Consider the following 17690-nt stretch of genomic DNA (forward strand, 5'->3'; position numbering starts at 1 on the left):
CTGAACTACTCCGCGTGTCGCTCGCAGCGCTCGCTCCCGCTCCCTACTTGTCCAAACTCACTCCGTTCGTTTGGACTACTCCGCGTGTCGTCACTCACTCGGTTCGTTCCTCCCGCTCCGTCTCTGTTCAGCCTCGCGTTGCTTGGCTGAACTACTCCGCGTGTCGCTCGCGGTGCTCGCTCCCGCTCCGTTCGTGTCCAAACTCGCTTCGCTCGTTTGGACTACTCCTCAAACACGAAGGCCCCATCCTCCTGGACGCGCTCGCCGTCGACCTCGATGAACGAGTCCTCGCTCATGTCGACGATCATGTCGACGTGAACGGCGGAGTCGTTCTGTTCGTTTGCCTCGCCGACGCAGGCGTCGTACGCGCGCCCGACCGCGAGGTGAATCGTATCGCCCATCTTCTCGTCGAACAGCATGTTGTAGCTAAACCGGCCGATATCGCGGTTCATCCCGATGCCGAGCTCGCCGATATATCTCGCGCCCTCATCAGTCGTGAGGATGTCGTCCAACACGTCGGCGTTCTTCTCGGCGTCCCACTCGACGGCCTTCCCGTCCTCGAAGCGGAGCCGCGCGCCGGTAATCTCCTTCCCGCGCTGATACACCGGCTTGTCGAAGTACACCTCGCCGTCGACGCTGTCGCGCACGGGCGCGGTGAATACCTCGCCTCCGGGGAGATTCGCGTGGCCGTCGTCGTTGAGCGTCTCGTTGCCGGCGACGCTCATCGTGAGGTCCGTCGTCTCGCCCGAGACGATACGCACCGACTCCGCACCGTCCATGATGTCGGTCATCTGCGCTTGGTGTTCGCGCACCTCGTCCCAGTCTTTCAGGACGGCGTCGTAGACGAAGTTCTCGTAGGCTTCGGTGCTCATCTCCGCGAGCTGGGCGTTCGCGGCGGCGGGGTACTGCGTGAGACACCACGTCTTGCCGAGCCGTTCTTCCAGTAGGGGTTGGCGAGTCTGGTCGTAGGCGGTCTGGACGTCGCCGTCGATGTCGGCCTCCTCGGTGACGTTGGCGTCCCCGCGGACGGCGACGTAGGCGTCCATCGCCTCGAACAGTGCCATCTCGTGGTCGGGCAACTCGAACTCGCCGTCGTAGTTACGGAGGTACGCGCGGCGGAATCGCTTGCCCGCACGCCCCTGAATCGCAAGCGGGTTCGCGCCGATGTCGGCGAGTCGCTCGTGGAGCGCCGTTACGAGGTCCTCCGCGACGGGGTGGGCGTCGATGACGATATCGTCGCCGGCCTCGGCCTCGATGGAGTGGTCGACGATGACTTCCGCGTGTTCGCGAATCCGTGGGTCCATACGCACACGGTCGTGAGGCCCGGCCTAACGGATTTCGATGCCCGACCGCCGCGTATTTGTCTCCCCGCGTGAACCCTCTGTATGCTCGACTTCCGCTCCGACACCGTGACGAAACCCTCCGAAGCGATGCGGGAAGCCGCTCGCGACGCCGACGTCGGCGACGACGTGTACCGCGGTGACCCGACGGTGAACGAACTCGAAGCCCGCGCCGCCGAGGTCGTCGGCACCGAGGCCGCACTCTACGTTCCCTCCGGCACGATGGGTAACCAGATCGCCATCCGGACTCACACGGAGCGTGGCGACGAACTGCTGTGTGAGACGGACAGCCACATCTACAAGTGGGAACTCGGCGGCATCGCCCAACACTCGGGCGTACAGGCCCGGACCATCGACGGTGGCGACCGCGGCGCGCTCGCCCCCGAACAGGTCCACGACGGGTACGTCGCCCGCGACGGCCACCGACCGGGCACGAGTCTGCTCTGTGTCGAGAACACCCACAACAGCAAGGGCGGGATCGCCATCCCCGTCGACGATATCGCTGCCGCCGCCGAGGCTGCCCGCGACCACGACGTCTCGGTCCACCTCGACGGCGCGCGACTGTTCAACGCCGCGGCCGCCCTTGACGTGCCGGCGAGTGAGATCGTCGCGCCGGTCGACACCGTGATGTTCTGTCTCTCGAAGGGGCTTGGTGCGCCCGTCGGCTCGATTCTCGCCGGTCCGGAGTCGTTCATCGAGGAGGCCCGCCGCGTGCGCAAACTGTTCGGCGGGGGAATGCGACAGGCCGGGATGATAGCTGCCCCCGGACTGCTCGCCCTCGAAAATCGGACGCGACTCCAGGAGGACCACGCGAACGCCCAACTGCTCGCCGACGGCCTGCGCGATATCGAGGGACTCGGCGTCTCTGACCCCGACACGAACATCGTACTCGTGGACACCGACGGTCCAGCGGAGACGTTCCTCGATGCACTCGAAGCCGAGGGGGTACTGGCATCGCGATTCGGTCCCGAACAAGTCAGGTTCTGCACTCACTGGGACGTAGACGGGTCGGACGTGGAGACAGCGATTGACGCCGCTAGCTCGCTTTAATCGCGCCTGGAGTCGCGCATCCCTTCCGAGAAGGCGAGCAGCGTCCGCCGGATGAACAGATACACGAAGAGGACCACGCCCAACAGCAGCGCGATGATGACCACGAGTACGGGGTCCACGTTGACCATACGCCTGAGTCTTGGCTCACGCGAATAGGCGTTTCCCCTCACAAAACTCATACTGGTGGCAGGCCACGGGAACGTGTGAGCCTGCTGCCCTCCTCCCCCGACATCTCGTCCGACGGCGACCCCAGAGTGGTCGGCGTCGACAGCGAGGACGCCGACGACCTGCTCGCCGCCCTCGGTTCCGAGACCGCCCGGAGTATCGTCGCAACGCTCCACGAGGAGCCGGCCTCCCCAGCCAAACTCGCCGACCGCGTCGACACTTCCGTCCAGAACGTCCAGTACCACCTCACCAGACTGGAGGACGCCGGCGTCGTCACCGTCGCCGGCACCGCCTACTCCGAGAAAGGCCGCGAGATGGACGTGTACGCGCCCGCGGACAGCCCGCTCGTCATCGTCGCTGCCGAGGAGGAACGCACCTCCGGAGTGCGGGCCGCGCTGTCGCGACTGCTCGGCAGCGTCGGCGTCCTGCTCGTCGGGAGCCTCGCCGTCCAGCAGTACCTCGGCGGCGGACTGTTTCCCGGCGGCGAATCGGCAAGCGGTGGCACAGATGGCGGTGGCGGCGCGGCCGGCGACACCGCCCCGACCGAGACCGCCACGCCGACGGACGACGGCGGTGGATTCAGTATCGCCGAGGCGACACAGACGCCACAGGAGACCGCCGCGGAGACGGCCCAGGCGGCGACGGAGGCGGCCGCGAGTGGTGGCGATGCGCTGTTCGGCTCGCTCCCGCCGGGGCTGGTCTTCTTCCTCGGCGGCCTACTGGTGTTGTGCACCGCGGTCCTTCTGTCGTACACTCAAAGAGCTGTTTGAGCTTAGGACACGGCTTTTTATACTCCCCGTGTAGCGAGAGGTGCTGACTTCGGCCCTCCCCTATCTCGGTAGCTCGAACCGCTCGAACGTCTCGCCGTCGGGCGAGACCAGCGAGCCACCGATAACCTTCGCACCGACCGATAGCTCTGCGTGTGCCGGGCGGTAGCGGCGCGGGTCGGCGTGGCTCCCCGGATTCAGTACCGACACCTGTCCGAGCCGTCGAAACTCGGGCTTGTGGCTGTGGCCGACACAGACGAGGTCCGCGTTCGACTGCCGGCCGAACATGGCGAGTGCGGTGTCGTGGTGGCGGTGGCCGTGGACGAGCGCCAGCCGGACGCCCTCGTGTTCGACGACGGTCTCGTCGCCGATGCGTTCGCGGACGGCCGGCGGGTCGTTGTTGCCGGCGACGGCCGCGAACTCTCCGCCGGCCGACTCCACGACGGACTCGAACTCGTCGAGCACCGTCTCGGTCGTAAAGTCGCCGCAGTGACAGACGAGGTCTGCCTCGCGGACGGCGCTCGCGGTCCGGCCGTCGAGCCGTGAGCCGGTGGTCCCGTGGGTGTCGGAGAGCACGACAATCATACGCGAACTCGGTCCCCAGAGGGCAAGGACTTTGCCGTCGCTCCGTGTCCTCGGGACAATGGCGAGTAGCAAATCAGTTGTCCTCGCGGCGCTCGTCGCGAACGGCGCGATTGCCGTGCTGAAGTTCGCCGGCTATCTCCTCACCGGGTCGCCGGCGATGCTCTCGGAGACGTACCACTCAATCTCCGACACCGGCAATCAGGTCTTTCTGCTCATCGGGCTCCGGTACGGCGGGAAGTCGGCCACCCGCGACCACCCGTTCGGCTACGGGAAAGCGCAGTTCTTCTACTCGTTTCTCGTCAGCGTGCTCCTCTTTGGCATCGCCGGCTGGGAGTCGCTCAAACACGGCTATCACGCCATGCGTGAGGCGTTGTTTCACCCCGCGCCCGTCGAGGTGACGGAGGTGACCCTGCCGCTCGTCGGTGCGGCGATTCCGAGCGTCTGGGTGAACTACGCCGTCCTCGTCGGCGCAATCGCCTTCGAATCGTACGCGTTCAAACAGGCGTACGCCTCGATGTCCGGTCAGATTGACGAGCACGGCTGGTCCGGGTTCCGGGAGGCGTTCACGAAGACCGCAGACGTGACCGTGTTGACGGCGCTCACCGAGGACACGATTGCTCTCGGCGGTGCGGGTATCGCCCTCCTCGGCGTCTTCCTGACGCGCACCACCGGAAACCCGATTTACGACGCCACCTCGGCCGCCATCATCGGGCTTATGCTGATGGGCTTTGCCGTCGCGCTCGCGTGGGAGAACAAGCGACTCCTGCTCGGTGAGTCAGTTCCGGCCGACGCAGAACAGCAGCTCCGCAATATCGTTCTCGAAGCCGACGGGGTCGACGGTATCGTCGACTTCCGGACCGTCTACTTCGGCCCGGAGAACGTCCTCGTCACAGCCGACATCAGCTTCGAGGCCCGGATTCCGACCGGCGAGATGGACGAGCGTATCACCACCATCGAGCAGTCGCTCATCGAGGCCAACCCCGACATCAAGAAGGTGTACGTCGAACCGGAGCGGTAGCGAACAGGTGGACACGGCCCCGGACCGGTCGTCCACGCATTCCCCTGCGTCGGCCCGGGTACGGCTCAGCGCACACGGCCGGTGGTCTCGGCATCCGTGATAAACGCTAGCTTTACTTCCGCTCCGCCGGGCGACCCTTTTTATCCAAGAACGACCGAGCGCCTGTGTGAGCGAGAGCGCGTCGTATCTCCGCTACTTCCCGTACGAGGAGCCGTACGACCACCAGCGGGACGCGATGGGGCGGATTCACGACGCGCTCGCCGACGAACGCGACGTGCTGTTCGAGGGGGCCTGCGGGACGGGCAAGACGCTCGCCTCGCTCGTCCCCGCACTGGAGTACGCCGACGCCGAGAACAAGACGGTCGTCATCTCCACGAACGTCCACCAACAGACCCGCCAGTTCATCGAAGAAGCCCGCGCGATTACCCGCAACGAACAGATTCGGACGGTCGTGTTCAAAGGGAAGGGGTCGATGTGTCACATCGACGTGGGGTACGAGGAGTGTCAGGCGCTCCGCGACACGACCCGCGAACTCGCCGAGAAACAGGAGGAGTTGGCGGAGCTGGAAGCTCGCCAGGCGGAACTGCTCGATGCCGCACGCGACGGCGACGACCAAGCTAGCGAGGCTCGCTCGGCCGTGATGGACGAACTGGAAACCGTCGAGGAGAGCGTCGAGAGCCTCGAAGCCGAGGGGAACATCTGTGAACGCTACCACGCGAACCTCACGGAGGACACGGACGAGTTCTACGCGTGGCTCACCGGCGACGTGCGCACGCCCGAGGAGGTGTACGACTACGCCGAACGCGCCGGCTTCTGTGGCTACGAACTCCTGAAGAAGGGGATGGACGGCGTCGATTTGGTCATCTGTAACTACCACCACCTGCTCGACCCGATGATTCGCGAGCAGTTCTTCCGGTGGCTCGGTCGCGACCCCGAGGACGTGATTGCGGTGTTCGACGAGGCGCACAACATCGAGGAGGCGGCCCGCGACCACGCCACCCGACAGCTCGCGGAGCCGACGCTCGATTCGGCGCTCACTGAGCTGGACGACGTGGACGACTACCGCGTCGATGCCGCCGAACGCGTCATCTCGGCGTATCTGACCGGGCTGACCGAGAGCTACGACGCCGCTCTCTCACTCGGCGAGAAGCAGTCCGTCGGCGACGACTGGCACGACCTCGATATCGACAACGAGGCGGGCCGCGACGAGATAACGCTCGGCTTCCTGGAGGCGTACGAGGGACCGGGATTCAGACAGGACCTCGAAGCCGCCCTGAATCTCGGCTCCACCCTCGACCGCCGGTATCAGGAGCAGTACAAGGACGGCGAGACGACGACCCGGAAAGAGTGTCGCGTGCTGCAGGCGGCCGGTTTCATCGACGAGTGGGTCGACAGCACCGACGAGACCACCTATCCGGTCGTCTCCGTGCGCCGGGACGACGCCGGGCTGTACGGCCGCGCGGAGCTGTTCGCCTGTCTCCCCCGGTCGGTGACGGAGCCGCTGTTCGAGAGCGTCCACGCCGCGGTCCTGATGTCCGCGACCTTGCGGCCGTTCGACGTGCTCGGCGACGTGCTCGGGGTAGGGAGTGGTGACGAGGACGGTCCCGTGACGATGGCGTACGGCGAACAGTTTCCGGAGTCGCGCCGGCGCACCTACGCCGTCGACACGCCGGCGCTGTTCGCCAGCGCGCGCGACGACCCCGCGGTCCAGGAGACCATCACCGAGACGCTGGAAGACGTGATTCAGCTCACGCCCGGCAACACGCTCGTCTTCTTCCCCTCCTACGGTGAGGCCGAGCGCTACTACGGCCGGGTCGAGACCGACGGCCGGCCGTATCTCGACCGCGCGGGCGTCTCTGCACAGGAGCTCAAAGCGGAGTTCACGAGCGACGACGACGGCGTCCTCTTCACGTCGCTGTGGGGCACCCTCGCCGAAGGAGTGAGCTACGACGACGACCAAGCCCGGTCGGTGGTCGTGGTCGGCGTCCCGTACCCGCATCTCGACGACCGGATGGCCGCTGTTGAGCAGGCGTATGCGACCGCCTTCGACGACGAGGACGCCGGCTGGGAGTACGCCGTCGAGGTGCCGACGGTTCGCAAGACGCGACAGGCGCTCGGCCGCGTCGTGCGCTCGCCCGACGACTTCGGCGTGCGTGTGCTCCTCGATGAACGCTACACCCAGTCGAAGGCCCGCGAGATGGGTCAGTACTCGGTGTTCTCCTCGTTCCCCGAACAAGAGCGGGCCGAACACATCGACATCGCGTCTCAGAAGCTGAAGTACGCGATGTTGAATTTCTACGCCGACATGGACGCGTGGGACGGCCCGCCACCACAGCCGTAGCTACAGCGCGATCGATTCGACTTCCATCTCGCGGCCCGGATGCCACACGGCCAGCCGGTCGACGGTCCACTCTCGCGGCTCGATCTCCCGGCCCAGCAGACTCGCCGCGTCGCCGCCACGCGCGATTGTGACGTGGGGGTCGTACTCCTCGCCCTCGAACCCCTCGACGGGGTCGAACACCTGACACAGTTTCTGGTGGAGCTGTTCGAGCCCGGCAGAGTCGACGGCGAGATACGCCACCGGGGCGGTCCCCGTCGGTGGCTGGCGAAACAGGTCGACCGCCTCGATGCGGATCTCGAAGGGGTCGACGCCGTCGAGCACCGACCTGACCTGGCGGACCATCCCTCGCAGTCGCTCGTCGGGCAGTCGTTTCACGACGAGACTGTGGCCGCGACGCGGGGTCGCGGTCAGACACTCGCTTGCGAGTCCCCGTGCGAGTCGGATGATATCGCCCGGGACGGGAACGTTGACGCTGTGCACGCTCGGTAGTGTCGCGCCGGTCGCTAAATCCTATCGAGGAGGAACGCGACGATGAGCGCGATGATAATCAGCCCGATGATGGAGTCGAGCGCACCGAGCAGCGTGAACGTCACGTCGAGTATCGCGCCCAGTATCTCCAACCCGACCCAGAGGGCGACGAGCACCAATACCAGCTTCAACACGCCATCTTCGTCCATGACCCCGCGTTCGTCGGTCGGCCTGATAAGTTGACTGGGCACGTTGAGTGTTACCACGGTCGGACAACGTTGCGCTTGCACAAGTGTTTAATATCGCGTGGTAGGTACAGAGAGGTACGATGCACCACACCCTCACTCGTGGCGGCGCGGCTTCCACGTCGAGCGGTGTGCTCGTTCTCTCGCGGCGACCGCGGCCGGGCCTTTGAGCCCGCACAATACCTATTTTCCACGACGGTCGCCCGCTTTCAACGATTTACCGCCCGGTCGGCGGTAGCCACACACCCACAACACACATATGACGGATACAGTTGCGCTCGCCTTCTCCGGCGGGCTTGACACGACGGTCTGCGTCCCGCTACTGAAAGAAGAGTACGGCTACGACGAGGTCATCGCGGTCACGGTCGACGTCGGCCAACCCGACGCCGAGTTCACCGAGGCAGAAGAGACGGCCGACGCGCTCGGACTCGACATCCACGTCATCGACGCCAAAGACGAATTCGCCGCGCTCGCACTCGATGCCGTCCGCGCCAACGCCACCTACCAGGGCTACCCGCTCGGCACCGCCCTCGCTCGCCCGGTCATCGCGAAGGCCATCCTCAGCGTCGCCGAAGCGGAGGGCTGTACCGGCATCGCCCACGGCTGTACCGGCAAAGGAAACGACCAGCTCCGCTTCGAGGCGGTCTGGCGCGACTCCGACCTCGAGGTCATCGCCCCCGTGCGCGAACTCGGTCTCACCCGCGAGTGGGAACAGGAGTACGCCGCAGAACGCGACCTCCCGGTCGAAGCCGGCAAGGGCGGCGACTACTCAATCGACACGAACCTCTGGTCTCGCTCCGTCGAGGGGAAGGAACTCGAAGAGCCGAGCTTCGTCCCCGGTGAGGACATCTACGAGTGGACGGAACTGCCGTCCGCCGCCACGGAGGAAATCGAGCTCACCTTCGAGAAGGGGTATCCCGTTGCGCTCAACGGCGAGGAGTACGACGACGTGGAACTCATCGAGACGCTGAACGAACTCGCCGGCTCCTACGGCGTCGGTCGCACCGACGTGATGGAAGACCGCATGCTCGGGCTGAAGGTACGCGAGAACTACGAGCATCCGGCCGCGACGACGCTGCTCAACGCTCACCAGGGACTCGAGGACCTCGTGCTCACGAAGGAGGAGCGTTCGTTCAAGACGCAGGTCGACAACCAGTGGGCCGAGAAGGGGTATCAGGGGCTCATCGACGGCCCGCTGATGAAGGCGCTCGACGCCTTTATCGCGACGACGAACGAGCGCGTGACGGGCACCGTGACCATCCGCTTCGAAGGCGGACAGGCGCGCGTCGTCGGGCGCGAGTCACCGTACGCCGTCTACTCCGCCGAGGCCGCCTCGTTCAACACCGAGGCCGTCACCGGCAGTATCGAGCAGGCCGACGCGACGGGCGTCGCCAAGTACCACGGCTTCCAGGAGCGTCTCGCGAACCGCCGCATCGCGGCCGCGAACAAGGAACAGGGCGTCACCGCTACCGACGGGGGGATCGGCGAGGAATCGCCCCTCTCCGGGACGGACATCGACCAGACGGCGAAGAAACAGGAGGAGGACGAGTAGATGAGCGGGGAATCTGCGGGCGACGTGGTGCGGCGCGAACGGTTCAGCGGCGGCCCCGCCCGCGGATTCCTCTCGTCGCTCGCGGCCGACGAGTGCATCTTCCACGCCGACCTGCAGGTGGACCGCGCCCACGTCGTCATGCTCGCCGAACAGGACATCATCGCGGACGACGAGGCGAGCGAGATTCTGGCCGCGCTCAACGCCGTCGAGGCCAGCGGCCACGACGACCTCCCGGACGGGGAGGACGTGCACTCGGCAATCGAGACGGCCGTTATCGACCGTATCGGCCCAGTTGGGGGGAAGATGCACACCGGGCGCTCACGCAACGACGAGGTGGCGACGTGTCTGCGCTATCGCCTCCGTGACGACCTCCTCGGTGCCGTCGAGACCGTGCTCACCTTCCGCGAATCGCTGTGTGAGTTGGCCGAACAGGAGGCCGAGACGACGATGCCCGGCTTCACCCACCTGCAGTTCGCCCAGCCGACGACCGTCGGCCACTACCTGCTGTCGTACGAGTCGGCGCTCGCTCGGGACACCGAGCGTCTGCTCGCGGCCTTCGACCGCACGAATCGCTCGCCGCTCGGCGCGGCGGCCTTTGCCGGCACGACGTTCGATATCGACCGCGGGCGCACCGCCGACCTGCTCGGCTTCGACTCCGTCGTCGAGAACAGCATGGACGCCGTCTCGGCGCGTGATTTCCTCACCGAGACAACGGCCGCGCTCGCCACCCTCGCGACGACCCTCTCGGGGGTCGCGGAGGATATCATCGTCTTCGCGAACAAGGGATACGTCGACCTCCACGACGACTACGCGTCGACCTCCTCGATAATGCCACAGAAGAAGAACCCCGACTCGCTGGAGCTGGTGCGTGCCGCCGCCGGCGACGCGAGCGCCGGTCTCAACGGTCTGCTCACGACGCTGAAGGGGCTACCGCGCGCGTACAACCGCGACCTCCAGCGCGCCCACGGCCACGCCTTCGAGTCGGTCGACGCCGTGGCCGAGGCGGCCGAGGTGGCCGCCGGCGCGGTCGCCACGGCCGACTGGAACGACGAGACGCTCGCGGAGGAGGCGGGCGCGGGCTTCTCGACGGCGACCGGCGTCGCGGACCTGCTCGCGGCCGGCGGACTCCCGTTCCGCACGGCCCACGAAGTCGTGGCCGAGGCCGCAGAACAGGGGGCCGACCGCGCGGCAATCGAGTCGGCCGCGGCCGATGCCGGCGTCGACCTCGGTGAGTACGTCGACGTGGCCGCACTCGATGCCGCACTCGACCCGACCGAGAGTGTCGCTTCGCGCGACTCACACGGCGGGCCGGCACCCGAGACCGTCGCCGCCGCGCTCGACCGCGCCGCGGGCGACGTTGCCGACGCCGAGGCGGCCCTCGCTGCGCGCCGCGAGACGCTCACCGACGGCGCGAACCTCCTGGAGACGGAGGTCGATTCCTATGTCTGAGCCGTTCCTGCGGCGGCGGCCACTGCCGCCGTCCCCCTCCGGGGACACATAACAACATTCTGGTACTCGAATCAGAAACCGGCTTCGGACGCGCTCTACCTCTATAGCAGCGGCGCCAAACAGTTAATTTTAGTTGACACATCCGACGGAGTTAAGGGGATGTGGTGTGGATAGATGACTGATGACAGAGTGCATTGAATGTGGAGCGGACGTGACCCTCCACGACGATTTGGAAGTCGGCGAGATTGTTGACTGTGCGACGTGTGGCGCGGAGCTCGAGGTGCTGGGGACCGACCCCGTCGAGCTCGACACCGCGCCCGAACTGGAGGAAGACTGGGGCGAGTAAGCGATGCGAATCGGCATGTTGTACTCGCGGATCCGCCGGGACGAGAAGCTCCTCCTCTCGGAGCTGCGCGAGCGCGGCCACGACGTGGTAAAGATTGACGTGCGCAAACAGCGGTTCGGGCTGACGGAGCCACCGGCCGACATCGAGGGCTGTGACCTCGTCATCGATCGCTGTCTCGCGACCTCGCGCTCGCGGTACGTCACCCGCTTCGTCGAGCAGTACGACGTGCCGGTCGTCAACGACCCGGAGACCGCCGCCGTCTGTGCCGACAAGGCGCACAACAGCCTCGTCCTCGCGGACGCCGGCATCCCGACCCCGAACACCGAGGTCGCGTTCACCAAGGAGGCGGCCATGGAGATTATCGAGTCGTTCGGCTACCCCTGCGTCATCAAGCCGGTCGTCGGCTCGTGGGGGCGTCTCATGGCGAAAATCGACACCCGCTCTGCGGCCGAGGCCATCCTCGAACACAAGGAGACGCTCGGCCACTACGAGCACAAGGTGTTCTACATCCAGGAGTTCGTCGAGAAGCCGGGCCGCGACATCCGCGTGCTCGCCACCGACGGCGAGCCGGTCGCCGCGATGGCCCGCTCGTCGGACCACTGGCTCACCAACGCCGCGAAGGGCGCGGAGACCGAACACACCGAGGTGGACGACGAGATGCGCGACCTCGTCGCCCGCGCCAGCGAGTCGGTCGGGGGCGGCTTGCTCGGCGTCGACCTGATGGAGACGGGCGACGCCTACACCGTCCACGAGGTGAACCACACGGTCGAGTTCAAGGCGCTCAACGAGGTCGCCGAAACAGACGTGCCCGCTACCGTCGTGGACTGGCTCGAAGCCCGCGCCGAGGCCGGGATGGAGGCCACCGTATGAGGGCTGCCGTCGTCGGCGGCTCCGGCTTCACCGGCGGCGAGCTGTGTCGGCTCGTCGACGGCCACCCCGACTTCGAGCTGGTACAGGCCACCTCCCGCGAGTACGAGAACAAGACCGTCGGCCACGCCCACCCGAACCTCCGCCATCTCGACCTCCGCTTTTCGGACCCTGCGGACCTCGAGTCGGTGGACGTGCTCTTTGCCGCGACGCCACACGGCGTCTCGATGCAACACATCGACGCGTTTCGGGACGCGGCCGACACCGTCGTCGACCTCTCGGCGGACTTCCGTCTCCCCGAGGCGTCGACCTACGACGAGTACTACGACGGCCACGACCGCCCGGAACTGCTCGCCGACGCGGAGTACGCGCTCCCGGAACTGAACCGTGCGAATCTCCCCGGCGCGAATCTCATCGCCGCCGGCGGCTGTAACGCGACCGCCTCCATCCTCGGGCTGCTTCCGCTCTTCGAGGCCGACATCCTCTCGGGTGACGAACAGGTCGTCATCGACGTGAAGGTCGGCTCCTCGGAGGGAGGCGCGAGCGGCGGAAAGGCCGCCTCACACGCCGAGCGCTCCGGCGTCGTTCGCCCGTACGCGCCGACGGGCCACCGTCACGAGGCCGAAATCAGCGAGTATCTCGGCATCGACGTGTCCTTTACCGTCCACGCGGTCGACATGATTCGCGGCGCGAGCGCAACCTGTCACGTCTTCCCGAACTCGCCCGTCTCCAAGGGCGACCTCTGGGGAGCCTACCGCGGCAGCTACGAGGACGAGCCGTTCGTCCGGCTCGCCTCGGGCGGCGGCGGAGTGTATCGCTACCCCGAGCCGAAGGCCGTCGCCGGTTCCAACTTCGCGGAGGTCGGTTTCGAACTCGACGCCGCGAACAAGCGACTCGTCGTCTTCTCGGCCATCGATAACATGATGAAAGGCTCCGCCGGACAGGCCGTCCACGCCGCCAACATCGCATACAGCTTGGACGAGACCGCCGGTCTCGAACACACCGGACTCCACCCGGTGGGAGCGCCGTGATGCCCTCTTTCGAGTCGATTTTCAGTACCATGACGAACGACGATTTTCAGGCGATTACGAGCACAGCCCCTTCCATTCCCGCCCGTACTAATTCGGCCGGCGCGTCCACGAGGTGGACAGCGTGACAGTCGTCGTCAAAATCGGCGGCGCACGCGCCGTCAACCCCGAGGGCGCACTCGCCGATATCGCCGAGTTGGACGAGGACTGTGTCGTCGTCCACGGCGGCTCCACCGCCGTCGACGACACCCTCGACGCGATGGGGAAAGCGCCGGAGTACGTCGAGACGCCCTCGGGCGTCGTCGGTCGCTTCACCGACGAGGAGACGATGGACGTGTTCAAGATGGCGCTGCCCGGGCTGGTGAACACCGACCTCGTCACCGGCCTCCAGAACGCCGGCGTGAACGCCGTCGGACTCTCCGGCGTCGACGGCGGCCTGCTCACGGGCAAGCGCAAGTCGGCGGTCCGTGTCGTCGAGGACGGAAAAAAGAAGATTCGCCGCGGCGACCACTCCGGGACGATTCAGGAGGTGAACGCCGACCTGCTCGAGACGCTGCTCGCGGGCGGTTACACGCCAGTCGCGTCGCCGCCGATACTCGCCGATGGAACGGCGGTCAACACCGACGCCGACCGCGCGGCCGCGGCAGTCGCCGGCGCACTCGGGGCGACGCTCGTCGTCCTCACCGACGTAGAAGGTGTCTACGCCGACCCCGCCGACCCCAGCACGCGCATCGAATCCGTCGCGACGTCCGCGGAGTACGACGCCCTCACCGACGCCGCGGAAGGGTTCATGACCCGGAAGGTGATGGCCGCCACCGAGGCCCTCGAGTCCGGTGCCCGTGAGGTCGTCGTCGCGTCGGCCAACGCCGACCGACCGATTCTGACCGCACTCGATGCGGGTGGAACTCACATTCACCCGGAGGCGCTCGCATGAGTTCCTTCGTCTTCTCCGAGAAGCCCATTCCGATGGAGTCGGGCGAGGGCGCGATACTCACGGCGCGTGACGGCACCGAGTATCTCGACTTCGGGGCCTCCTACGCCTGTACGCCCGTCGGCCACTGTCACCCGGACGTGGTCGACGCCATCACGGAGCAGGCGAAGGACCTGCTGTACGTGCAGGCCTCCTACCCGCAGGCGGCCCGCACCGCGCTGTACGACCAACTCGCCGACGTTGCGCCGAGCGATGTCGACAACGTCTGGCTCTGTAACTCCGGCACGGAGGCGAACGAGGCGGCGCTGAAGTTCGCTCGCTCCGCGACCGACCGCACCAAGATTATCGCCACGACCCGCGGCTTCCACGGGCGCACGATGGGCGCTCTCGCCACGACGTGGAAAGACGAGTACAAAGAGCCATACGAACCGCTCATCGGGGACGTGGAGTTCGTCCCCTACGGCGACGCCGAGGCGATGGCCGAGGCCGTCGACGACGAGACCGCGGCCGTCATCCTCGAACCGCTCCAGGGCGAGGGTGGCATCAATCCCGCCTCGACGGAGTATCTGCAGGCGGTGCGCGTCCACACCGCACAACACGGCGCTGCGCTCGTCATGGACGAGATTCAGACCGGACTCGGGCGCACCGGGACGATGTGGGCCTGCGAGCAGCACGACGTGGTACCGGACGTCCTCACCTCGGCGAAGGGGCTCGCCTCGGGACTCCCGCTCGGGGCGACGCTCGTCCGCGACTGGGTCGCCGACGGCGCGGCCAGCCACGGCTCCACCTTCTCCGGTACGCCGGTCGTCTGTGCGGCCGCCGGCGCGACGCTCGACGTGCTCGAACACGAGAATCTTCCCGACCACGCCGCCGAGATGGGCCAGTATCTCCGCGAGCAGCTCACCGAGCGCGTCGGCGACGACGTGCGCGACGTGCGCGGCGAGGGGCTGATGGTCGGCATCGAGGTGAAACGCGGAGCGAACCGCCTGCTGCGCGACTTGGCGCTCAACCACCAGGTGCTCGCGCTGCCGGCCGGCCGGACCGTGCTCCGCCTGCTCCCGCCGCTCGTCGTCGACGAACAGGAGTGTGATGCGGTCGTCGATGCAATCGAGGCGGTCGTGTCGTGACCCGGACTGCGCTCGCTCCGAACGACAGCGCGGACACCGAAGCGCGTGAACTACTGTATGACCTCGTGTCGATTCCCTCGCCGACGGGCGAGGAGAGCGAGGCCGCCGAGCGACTCGCGGCCTTCTTCGAGGCGAACGACCGCGAGGTGTGGCTCGACGAGGTCGGCAACGTCCGCGCGCCGGCCGACGACTCGCTCCTGCTTACCTCACACATCGACACCGTCTCAGGCGAGATTCCGGTGCGCGTCGAGCAAACCGACGACGCGGACGAGTACGAGGCCGACGGTCCCGTCCTGTGGGGCCGCGGCAGCGTCGACGCGACCGGGCCGCTGGTCGCGATGGCCGTCGCCGCCGTCCGAACCGGCGTCTCCTTCGCCGGTGTCGTCGGCGAGGAGGTCGACTCCCGCGGTGCCCACCACCTCGTGGAGACGCGCGAGGCCCCCGACGCCGTCATCAACGGTGAGCCGTCCGGCTGGGACGGTGTCACCCTCGGCTACCGCGGCATCCTCTCGGGGACGTACGTCGCGACCAGCGAATCCGGCCACACCTCCCGACCGGAACCGAACGCCATCCAGCACGGGCTGGGATGGTGGAACCGCGTCGAGGACAGATTCGAACACGACCCTTACGAGCCGACGTTCGAGCAAGTGACGGCCAAGCCGATTGCCGTCGACGGCGGGACGAGCGAGGACGGACTCAGCGTCGAGACGACACTCGACGTGCAACTCCGCGTCCCGCCCCGATTATCGGTCGCTGACGTGCGCGAGCGCGCCGACGCCGAACTCGACGCCGGCCACGTGAACTGGCACGACTCCGTCCCGCCGGTGATGGTCTCACCGCGCAGCGAGGCGGCCCGCGCGTTCCGGGTGGCTATCCGCAACGCCGACGGCGACCCGCGGCTCCTCCGGAAGACCGGCACCAGCGACATGAACCTGTTCACGCCGTGGGACGTGCCGATGGCGACGTACGGTCCCGGCGATTCGGGCCTCGATCACGCACCGAACGAACGACTCCCGCTCGCGGAACTCGACCGCGCGACTGCCGTGCTTGAAGAGGTGGCGACACGCCTATGACACACTTCACCGATATCGACGACCTGACCAGCGATGAACTGGCCGACGTACTCACCCGCGCCGAGGACCTGAAAGAACGGCTCCGGCACGGCACGGCCCATCCCGAACTCGCCGGCGACTCGATGGCGATGATCTTCGAGAAACCCTCAACGCGCACGCGCATCTCCTTCGAGACGGGGATGACACACCTGGGGGGCCACGCCCTCTTTCTCGGTCCGAACGACATCCAACTGGGCCACGGTGAACCAATCAGGGACACCGCACGCGTCCTCTCGCGGTACGTCGACGTGGTGATGGCCCGGATGTTCGACCACTCGGACGTGACCGAACTCGCCGAGTACGCCTCGATTCCGGTCGTCAACGGCCTGACCGACGATGCCCACCCGTGTCAGACGCTCGCCGACCTGCTCACGATTCGCGAGCTGACGGGGGGGTTCGACGCCTCCGTCGCGTGGGTCGGGGACGGCAACAACGTCTGTCGCTCGCTCATCAAGGGGGCCGCGATGACCGACCTCGATTTGACCGTGGCGACGCCGGACGGCTACGGTCCCGGCAGGGACGTACTTGACCGCGCGGGCGACCTCGGCGGGTCGCCGACGCTCACCGACGACCCCGACGCCGCCATCGCCGACGCCGACATCGTCTACACCGACGTATGGGTCTCGATGGGCCAAGAGGACGAGCGCGAGCAGAAGCTGGCGGCCTTCGAGGGGTTCCAGATTACGCCCGAACGACTCGGCGACCGCCCGCTGATGCACTGTCTGCCCGCCCACCGCGGCGAGGAGGTGACCGACGCGGCGCTGGAAAGCGACAACGCCGTCGTCTGGCAGCAGGCGGAAAACCGCCTCCACGCACAGAAGGGACTGCTCGCCGGACTCGTCTGAGCCGACTCTCCGCTAGAAACTCGGTTACTCTCGGTAATGCTTTTTATCCCTCTCTCGAACCTTCATACATGAGCGACAGCGAGACCGACGACCGACTCGAAGTGTGGTGTGCCGGCGAAGAGTGGTGTCCGATCACCGCGACCGCGACCATCCTCGGCAAGAAGTGGCACCCGGTCATCATCCACCGGCTCATCACCGAGGAGCGGGGGTTCAACGACCTCCAGCGGGCCGTCGACGGCATCTCCTCGAAGGTGTTGTCGGACTCGCTCGAACAGCTCGAAGACCACGGGCTGGTCGCTCGTGAGGTCGTGAGCGAGAAACCGTTCCGCGTCGAGTACTCCGTCACCGAGCGCGGAGCCTCACTCGAACCTGTCATCGAGTCGATGCGCGAGTGGGGCGAGACGCACCTGGCCGCCGAGGAGTAACTGTCGCGACCGCCCGCTATTTGTGCCGT

The 17690-nt window shown here is 66.8% G+C and carries 19 protein-coding genes; 14 read left to right on the forward strand and 5 right to left on the reverse strand.

The window, feature by feature from the left end:
* Window positions 1-221 precede the first annotated feature (221 nt).
* Entirely contained in the window at window positions 222-1304 is a 1083-nt protein-coding gene (locus DMP03_RS04840; RefSeq protein ID WP_152119585.1) for an aminopeptidase, read from the reverse strand.
* 81 nt (window positions 1305-1385) lie between these two features.
* Between DMP03_RS04840 and DMP03_RS04845 the strand changes: the two genes are divergently transcribed.
* Complete coding sequence (locus DMP03_RS04845) at window positions 1386-2390, forward strand: threonine aldolase family protein (RefSeq protein ID WP_152119586.1); 1005 nt, start codon at window positions 1386-1388, stop codon at window positions 2388-2390.
* Here the strand turns inward: DMP03_RS04845 and DMP03_RS14755 are convergent.
* Window positions 2387-2518 (reverse strand): DUF7859 family protein, encoded by a 132-nt coding sequence (locus DMP03_RS14755; protein ID WP_263969973.1) that lies wholly within the window; start codon window positions 2516-2518, stop codon window positions 2387-2389. The two genes, DMP03_RS04845 and DMP03_RS14755, sit on opposite strands and share 4 nt — an antisense overlap.
* A 75-nt stretch (window positions 2519-2593) precedes the next feature.
* Here DMP03_RS14755 and DMP03_RS04850 point away from each other — a divergent pair, with 75 nt between their 5' ends.
* Window positions 2594-3325, forward strand: coding sequence for an ArsR/SmtB family transcription factor (locus DMP03_RS04850; protein ID WP_152119587.1), 732 nt, complete (start codon window positions 2594-2596; stop codon window positions 3323-3325).
* A 60-nt stretch (window positions 3326-3385) separates the two neighbouring features.
* Here DMP03_RS04850 and DMP03_RS04855 read toward each other — a convergent pair whose 3' ends face one another.
* The gene (locus tag DMP03_RS04855; protein ID WP_152119588.1) at window positions 3386-3907 is read right to left on the reverse strand and encodes a metallophosphoesterase; all 522 of its coding nucleotides are present in this window, start codon (window positions 3905-3907) and stop codon (window positions 3386-3388) included.
* Between the two features lie 58 nt (window positions 3908-3965).
* On the opposite strand from DMP03_RS04855, the gene DMP03_RS04860 reads away from it, so the two are divergent.
* Window positions 3966-4925 (forward strand): cation diffusion facilitator family transporter, encoded by a 960-nt coding sequence (locus DMP03_RS04860; protein ID WP_152119589.1) that lies wholly within the window; start codon window positions 3966-3968, stop codon window positions 4923-4925.
* 166 nt (window positions 4926-5091) lie between these two features.
* Window positions 5092-7266, forward strand: coding sequence for an ATP-dependent DNA helicase (locus DMP03_RS04865; protein WP_225871824.1), 2175 nt, complete (start codon window positions 5092-5094; stop codon window positions 7264-7266).
* Here DMP03_RS04865 and DMP03_RS04870 read toward each other — a convergent pair whose 3' ends face one another.
* Both DMP03_RS04870 and DMP03_RS04875 read right to left on the reverse strand, forming a co-directional pair.
* Window positions 7267-7746 carry a 2'-5' RNA ligase family protein gene (locus DMP03_RS04870; RefSeq protein WP_152119590.1) on the reverse strand — a complete coding sequence of 160 codons (480 nt, stop codon included), beginning with the start codon at window positions 7744-7746 and terminating at the stop codon, window positions 7267-7269.
* Between the two features lie 23 nt (window positions 7747-7769).
* A complete protein-coding gene (locus tag DMP03_RS04875) occupies window positions 7770-7943 on the reverse strand; it encodes a DUF7554 family protein (protein WP_197739296.1) in 174 nt (57 codons plus the stop codon).
* A 295-nt stretch (window positions 7944-8238) separates the two neighbouring features.
* Between DMP03_RS04875 and DMP03_RS04880 the strand changes: the two genes are divergently transcribed.
* The 10 genes from DMP03_RS04880 to DMP03_RS04925 all read left to right on the forward strand — a co-directional run bounded on the left by DMP03_RS04880 (window position 8239) and on the right by DMP03_RS04925 (window position 17661).
* Window positions 8239-9531, forward strand: coding sequence for an argininosuccinate synthase (locus DMP03_RS04880; protein WP_152119591.1), 1293 nt, complete (start codon window positions 8239-8241; stop codon window positions 9529-9531).
* Window positions 9532-10980, forward strand: a complete 1449-nt coding sequence (gene argH / locus DMP03_RS04885) for an argininosuccinate lyase (protein WP_152119592.1) — start codon at window positions 9532-9534, stop codon at window positions 10978-10980.
* Window positions 10981-11161: 181 nt separating this feature from the next.
* The gene (gene lysW / locus DMP03_RS04890; protein WP_075937775.1) at window positions 11162-11326 is read left to right on the forward strand and encodes a lysine biosynthesis protein LysW; all 165 of its coding nucleotides are present in this window, start codon (window positions 11162-11164) and stop codon (window positions 11324-11326) included.
* 3 nt (window positions 11327-11329) lie between these two features.
* Window positions 11330-12196 (forward strand): lysine biosynthesis protein LysX, encoded by an 867-nt coding sequence (lysX, locus tag DMP03_RS04895; RefSeq protein WP_152119593.1) that lies wholly within the window; start codon window positions 11330-11332, stop codon window positions 12194-12196.
* Window positions 12193-13224 carry an N-acetyl-gamma-glutamyl-phosphate reductase gene (gene argC, locus DMP03_RS04900; protein WP_152119594.1) on the forward strand — a complete coding sequence of 344 codons (1032 nt, stop codon included), beginning with the start codon at window positions 12193-12195 and terminating at the stop codon, window positions 13222-13224. The genes lysX and argC overlap by 4 nt, the downstream gene beginning before the upstream one ends.
* A 121-nt stretch (window positions 13225-13345) precedes the next feature.
* On the forward strand, window positions 13346-14155 hold the full coding sequence (locus DMP03_RS04905; RefSeq protein WP_152119595.1) for an acetylglutamate/acetylaminoadipate kinase: 810 nt from the start codon (window positions 13346-13348) through the stop codon (window positions 14153-14155).
* The gene (locus tag DMP03_RS04910; RefSeq protein ID WP_152119596.1) at window positions 14152-15279 is read left to right on the forward strand and encodes an aspartate aminotransferase family protein; all 1128 of its coding nucleotides are present in this window, start codon (window positions 14152-14154) and stop codon (window positions 15277-15279) included. Before DMP03_RS04905 ends, DMP03_RS04910 begins: the two co-directional genes overlap by 4 nt.
* Complete coding sequence (locus tag DMP03_RS04915) at window positions 15276-16352, forward strand: [LysW]-lysine hydrolase (RefSeq protein WP_152119597.1); 1077 nt, start codon at window positions 15276-15278, stop codon at window positions 16350-16352. Before DMP03_RS04910 ends, DMP03_RS04915 begins: the two co-directional genes overlap by 4 nt.
* Window positions 16349-17236, forward strand: coding sequence for an ornithine carbamoyltransferase (gene argF, locus DMP03_RS04920; RefSeq protein WP_152119598.1), 888 nt, complete (start codon window positions 16349-16351; stop codon window positions 17234-17236). The genes DMP03_RS04915 and argF overlap by 4 nt, the downstream gene beginning before the upstream one ends.
* Before the next feature lie 68 nt (window positions 17237-17304).
* A complete protein-coding gene (locus DMP03_RS04925) occupies window positions 17305-17661 on the forward strand; it encodes a winged helix-turn-helix transcriptional regulator (RefSeq protein ID WP_152119599.1) in 357 nt (118 codons plus the stop codon).
* Window positions 17662-17690 lie beyond the last annotated feature (29 nt).

Source organism: Halosegnis rubeus, assembly GCF_009184545.1.
In the GTDB taxonomy this organism is placed as follows: Archaea; Halobacteriota; Halobacteria; order Halobacteriales; family Haloarculaceae; genus Halosegnis; species Halosegnis rubeus.

What these genes read in the sequence shown, in the direction of transcription:
- DMP03_RS04875 (WP_197739296.1), bottom strand. Translation starts at nt 7,943, where the DNA reads ATGGACGAAGATGGCGTGTTGAAGCTGGTATTGGTGCTCGTCGCCCTC.
- DMP03_RS04880 (WP_152119591.1), top strand. Translation starts at nt 8,239, where the DNA reads ATGACGGATACAGTTGCGCTCGCCTTCTCCGGCGGGCTTGACACGACG.
- DMP03_RS04925 (WP_152119599.1), top strand. Translation starts at nt 17,305, where the DNA reads ATGAGCGACAGCGAGACCGACGACCGACTCGAAGTGTGGTGTGCCGGC.
- argC (WP_152119594.1), top strand. Translation starts at nt 12,193, where the DNA reads ATGAGGGCTGCCGTCGTCGGCGGCTCCGGCTTCACCGGCGGCGAGCTG.
- DMP03_RS14755 (WP_263969973.1), bottom strand. Translation starts at nt 2,518, where the DNA reads ATGGTCAACGTGGACCCCGTACTCGTGGTCATCATCGCGCTGCTGTTG.
- lysW (WP_075937775.1), top strand. Translation starts at nt 11,162, where the DNA reads ATGACAGAGTGCATTGAATGTGGAGCGGACGTGACCCTCCACGACGAT.
- DMP03_RS04910 (WP_152119596.1), top strand. Translation starts at nt 14,152, where the DNA reads ATGAGTTCCTTCGTCTTCTCCGAGAAGCCCATTCCGATGGAGTCGGGC.
- DMP03_RS04855 (WP_152119588.1), bottom strand. Translation starts at nt 3,907, where the DNA reads ATGATTGTCGTGCTCTCCGACACCCACGGGACCACCGGCTCACGGCTC.
- argH (WP_152119592.1), top strand. Translation starts at nt 9,532, where the DNA reads ATGAGCGGGGAATCTGCGGGCGACGTGGTGCGGCGCGAACGGTTCAGC.
- DMP03_RS04845 (WP_152119586.1), top strand. Translation starts at nt 1,386, where the DNA reads ATGCTCGACTTCCGCTCCGACACCGTGACGAAACCCTCCGAAGCGATG.
- DMP03_RS04840 (WP_152119585.1), bottom strand. Translation starts at nt 1,304, where the DNA reads ATGGACCCACGGATTCGCGAACACGCGGAAGTCATCGTCGACCACTCC.
- lysX (WP_152119593.1), top strand. Translation starts at nt 11,330, where the DNA reads ATGCGAATCGGCATGTTGTACTCGCGGATCCGCCGGGACGAGAAGCTC.
- DMP03_RS04860 (WP_152119589.1), top strand. Translation starts at nt 3,966, where the DNA reads ATGGCGAGTAGCAAATCAGTTGTCCTCGCGGCGCTCGTCGCGAACGGC.
- argF (WP_152119598.1), top strand. Translation starts at nt 16,349, where the DNA reads ATGACACACTTCACCGATATCGACGACCTGACCAGCGATGAACTGGCC.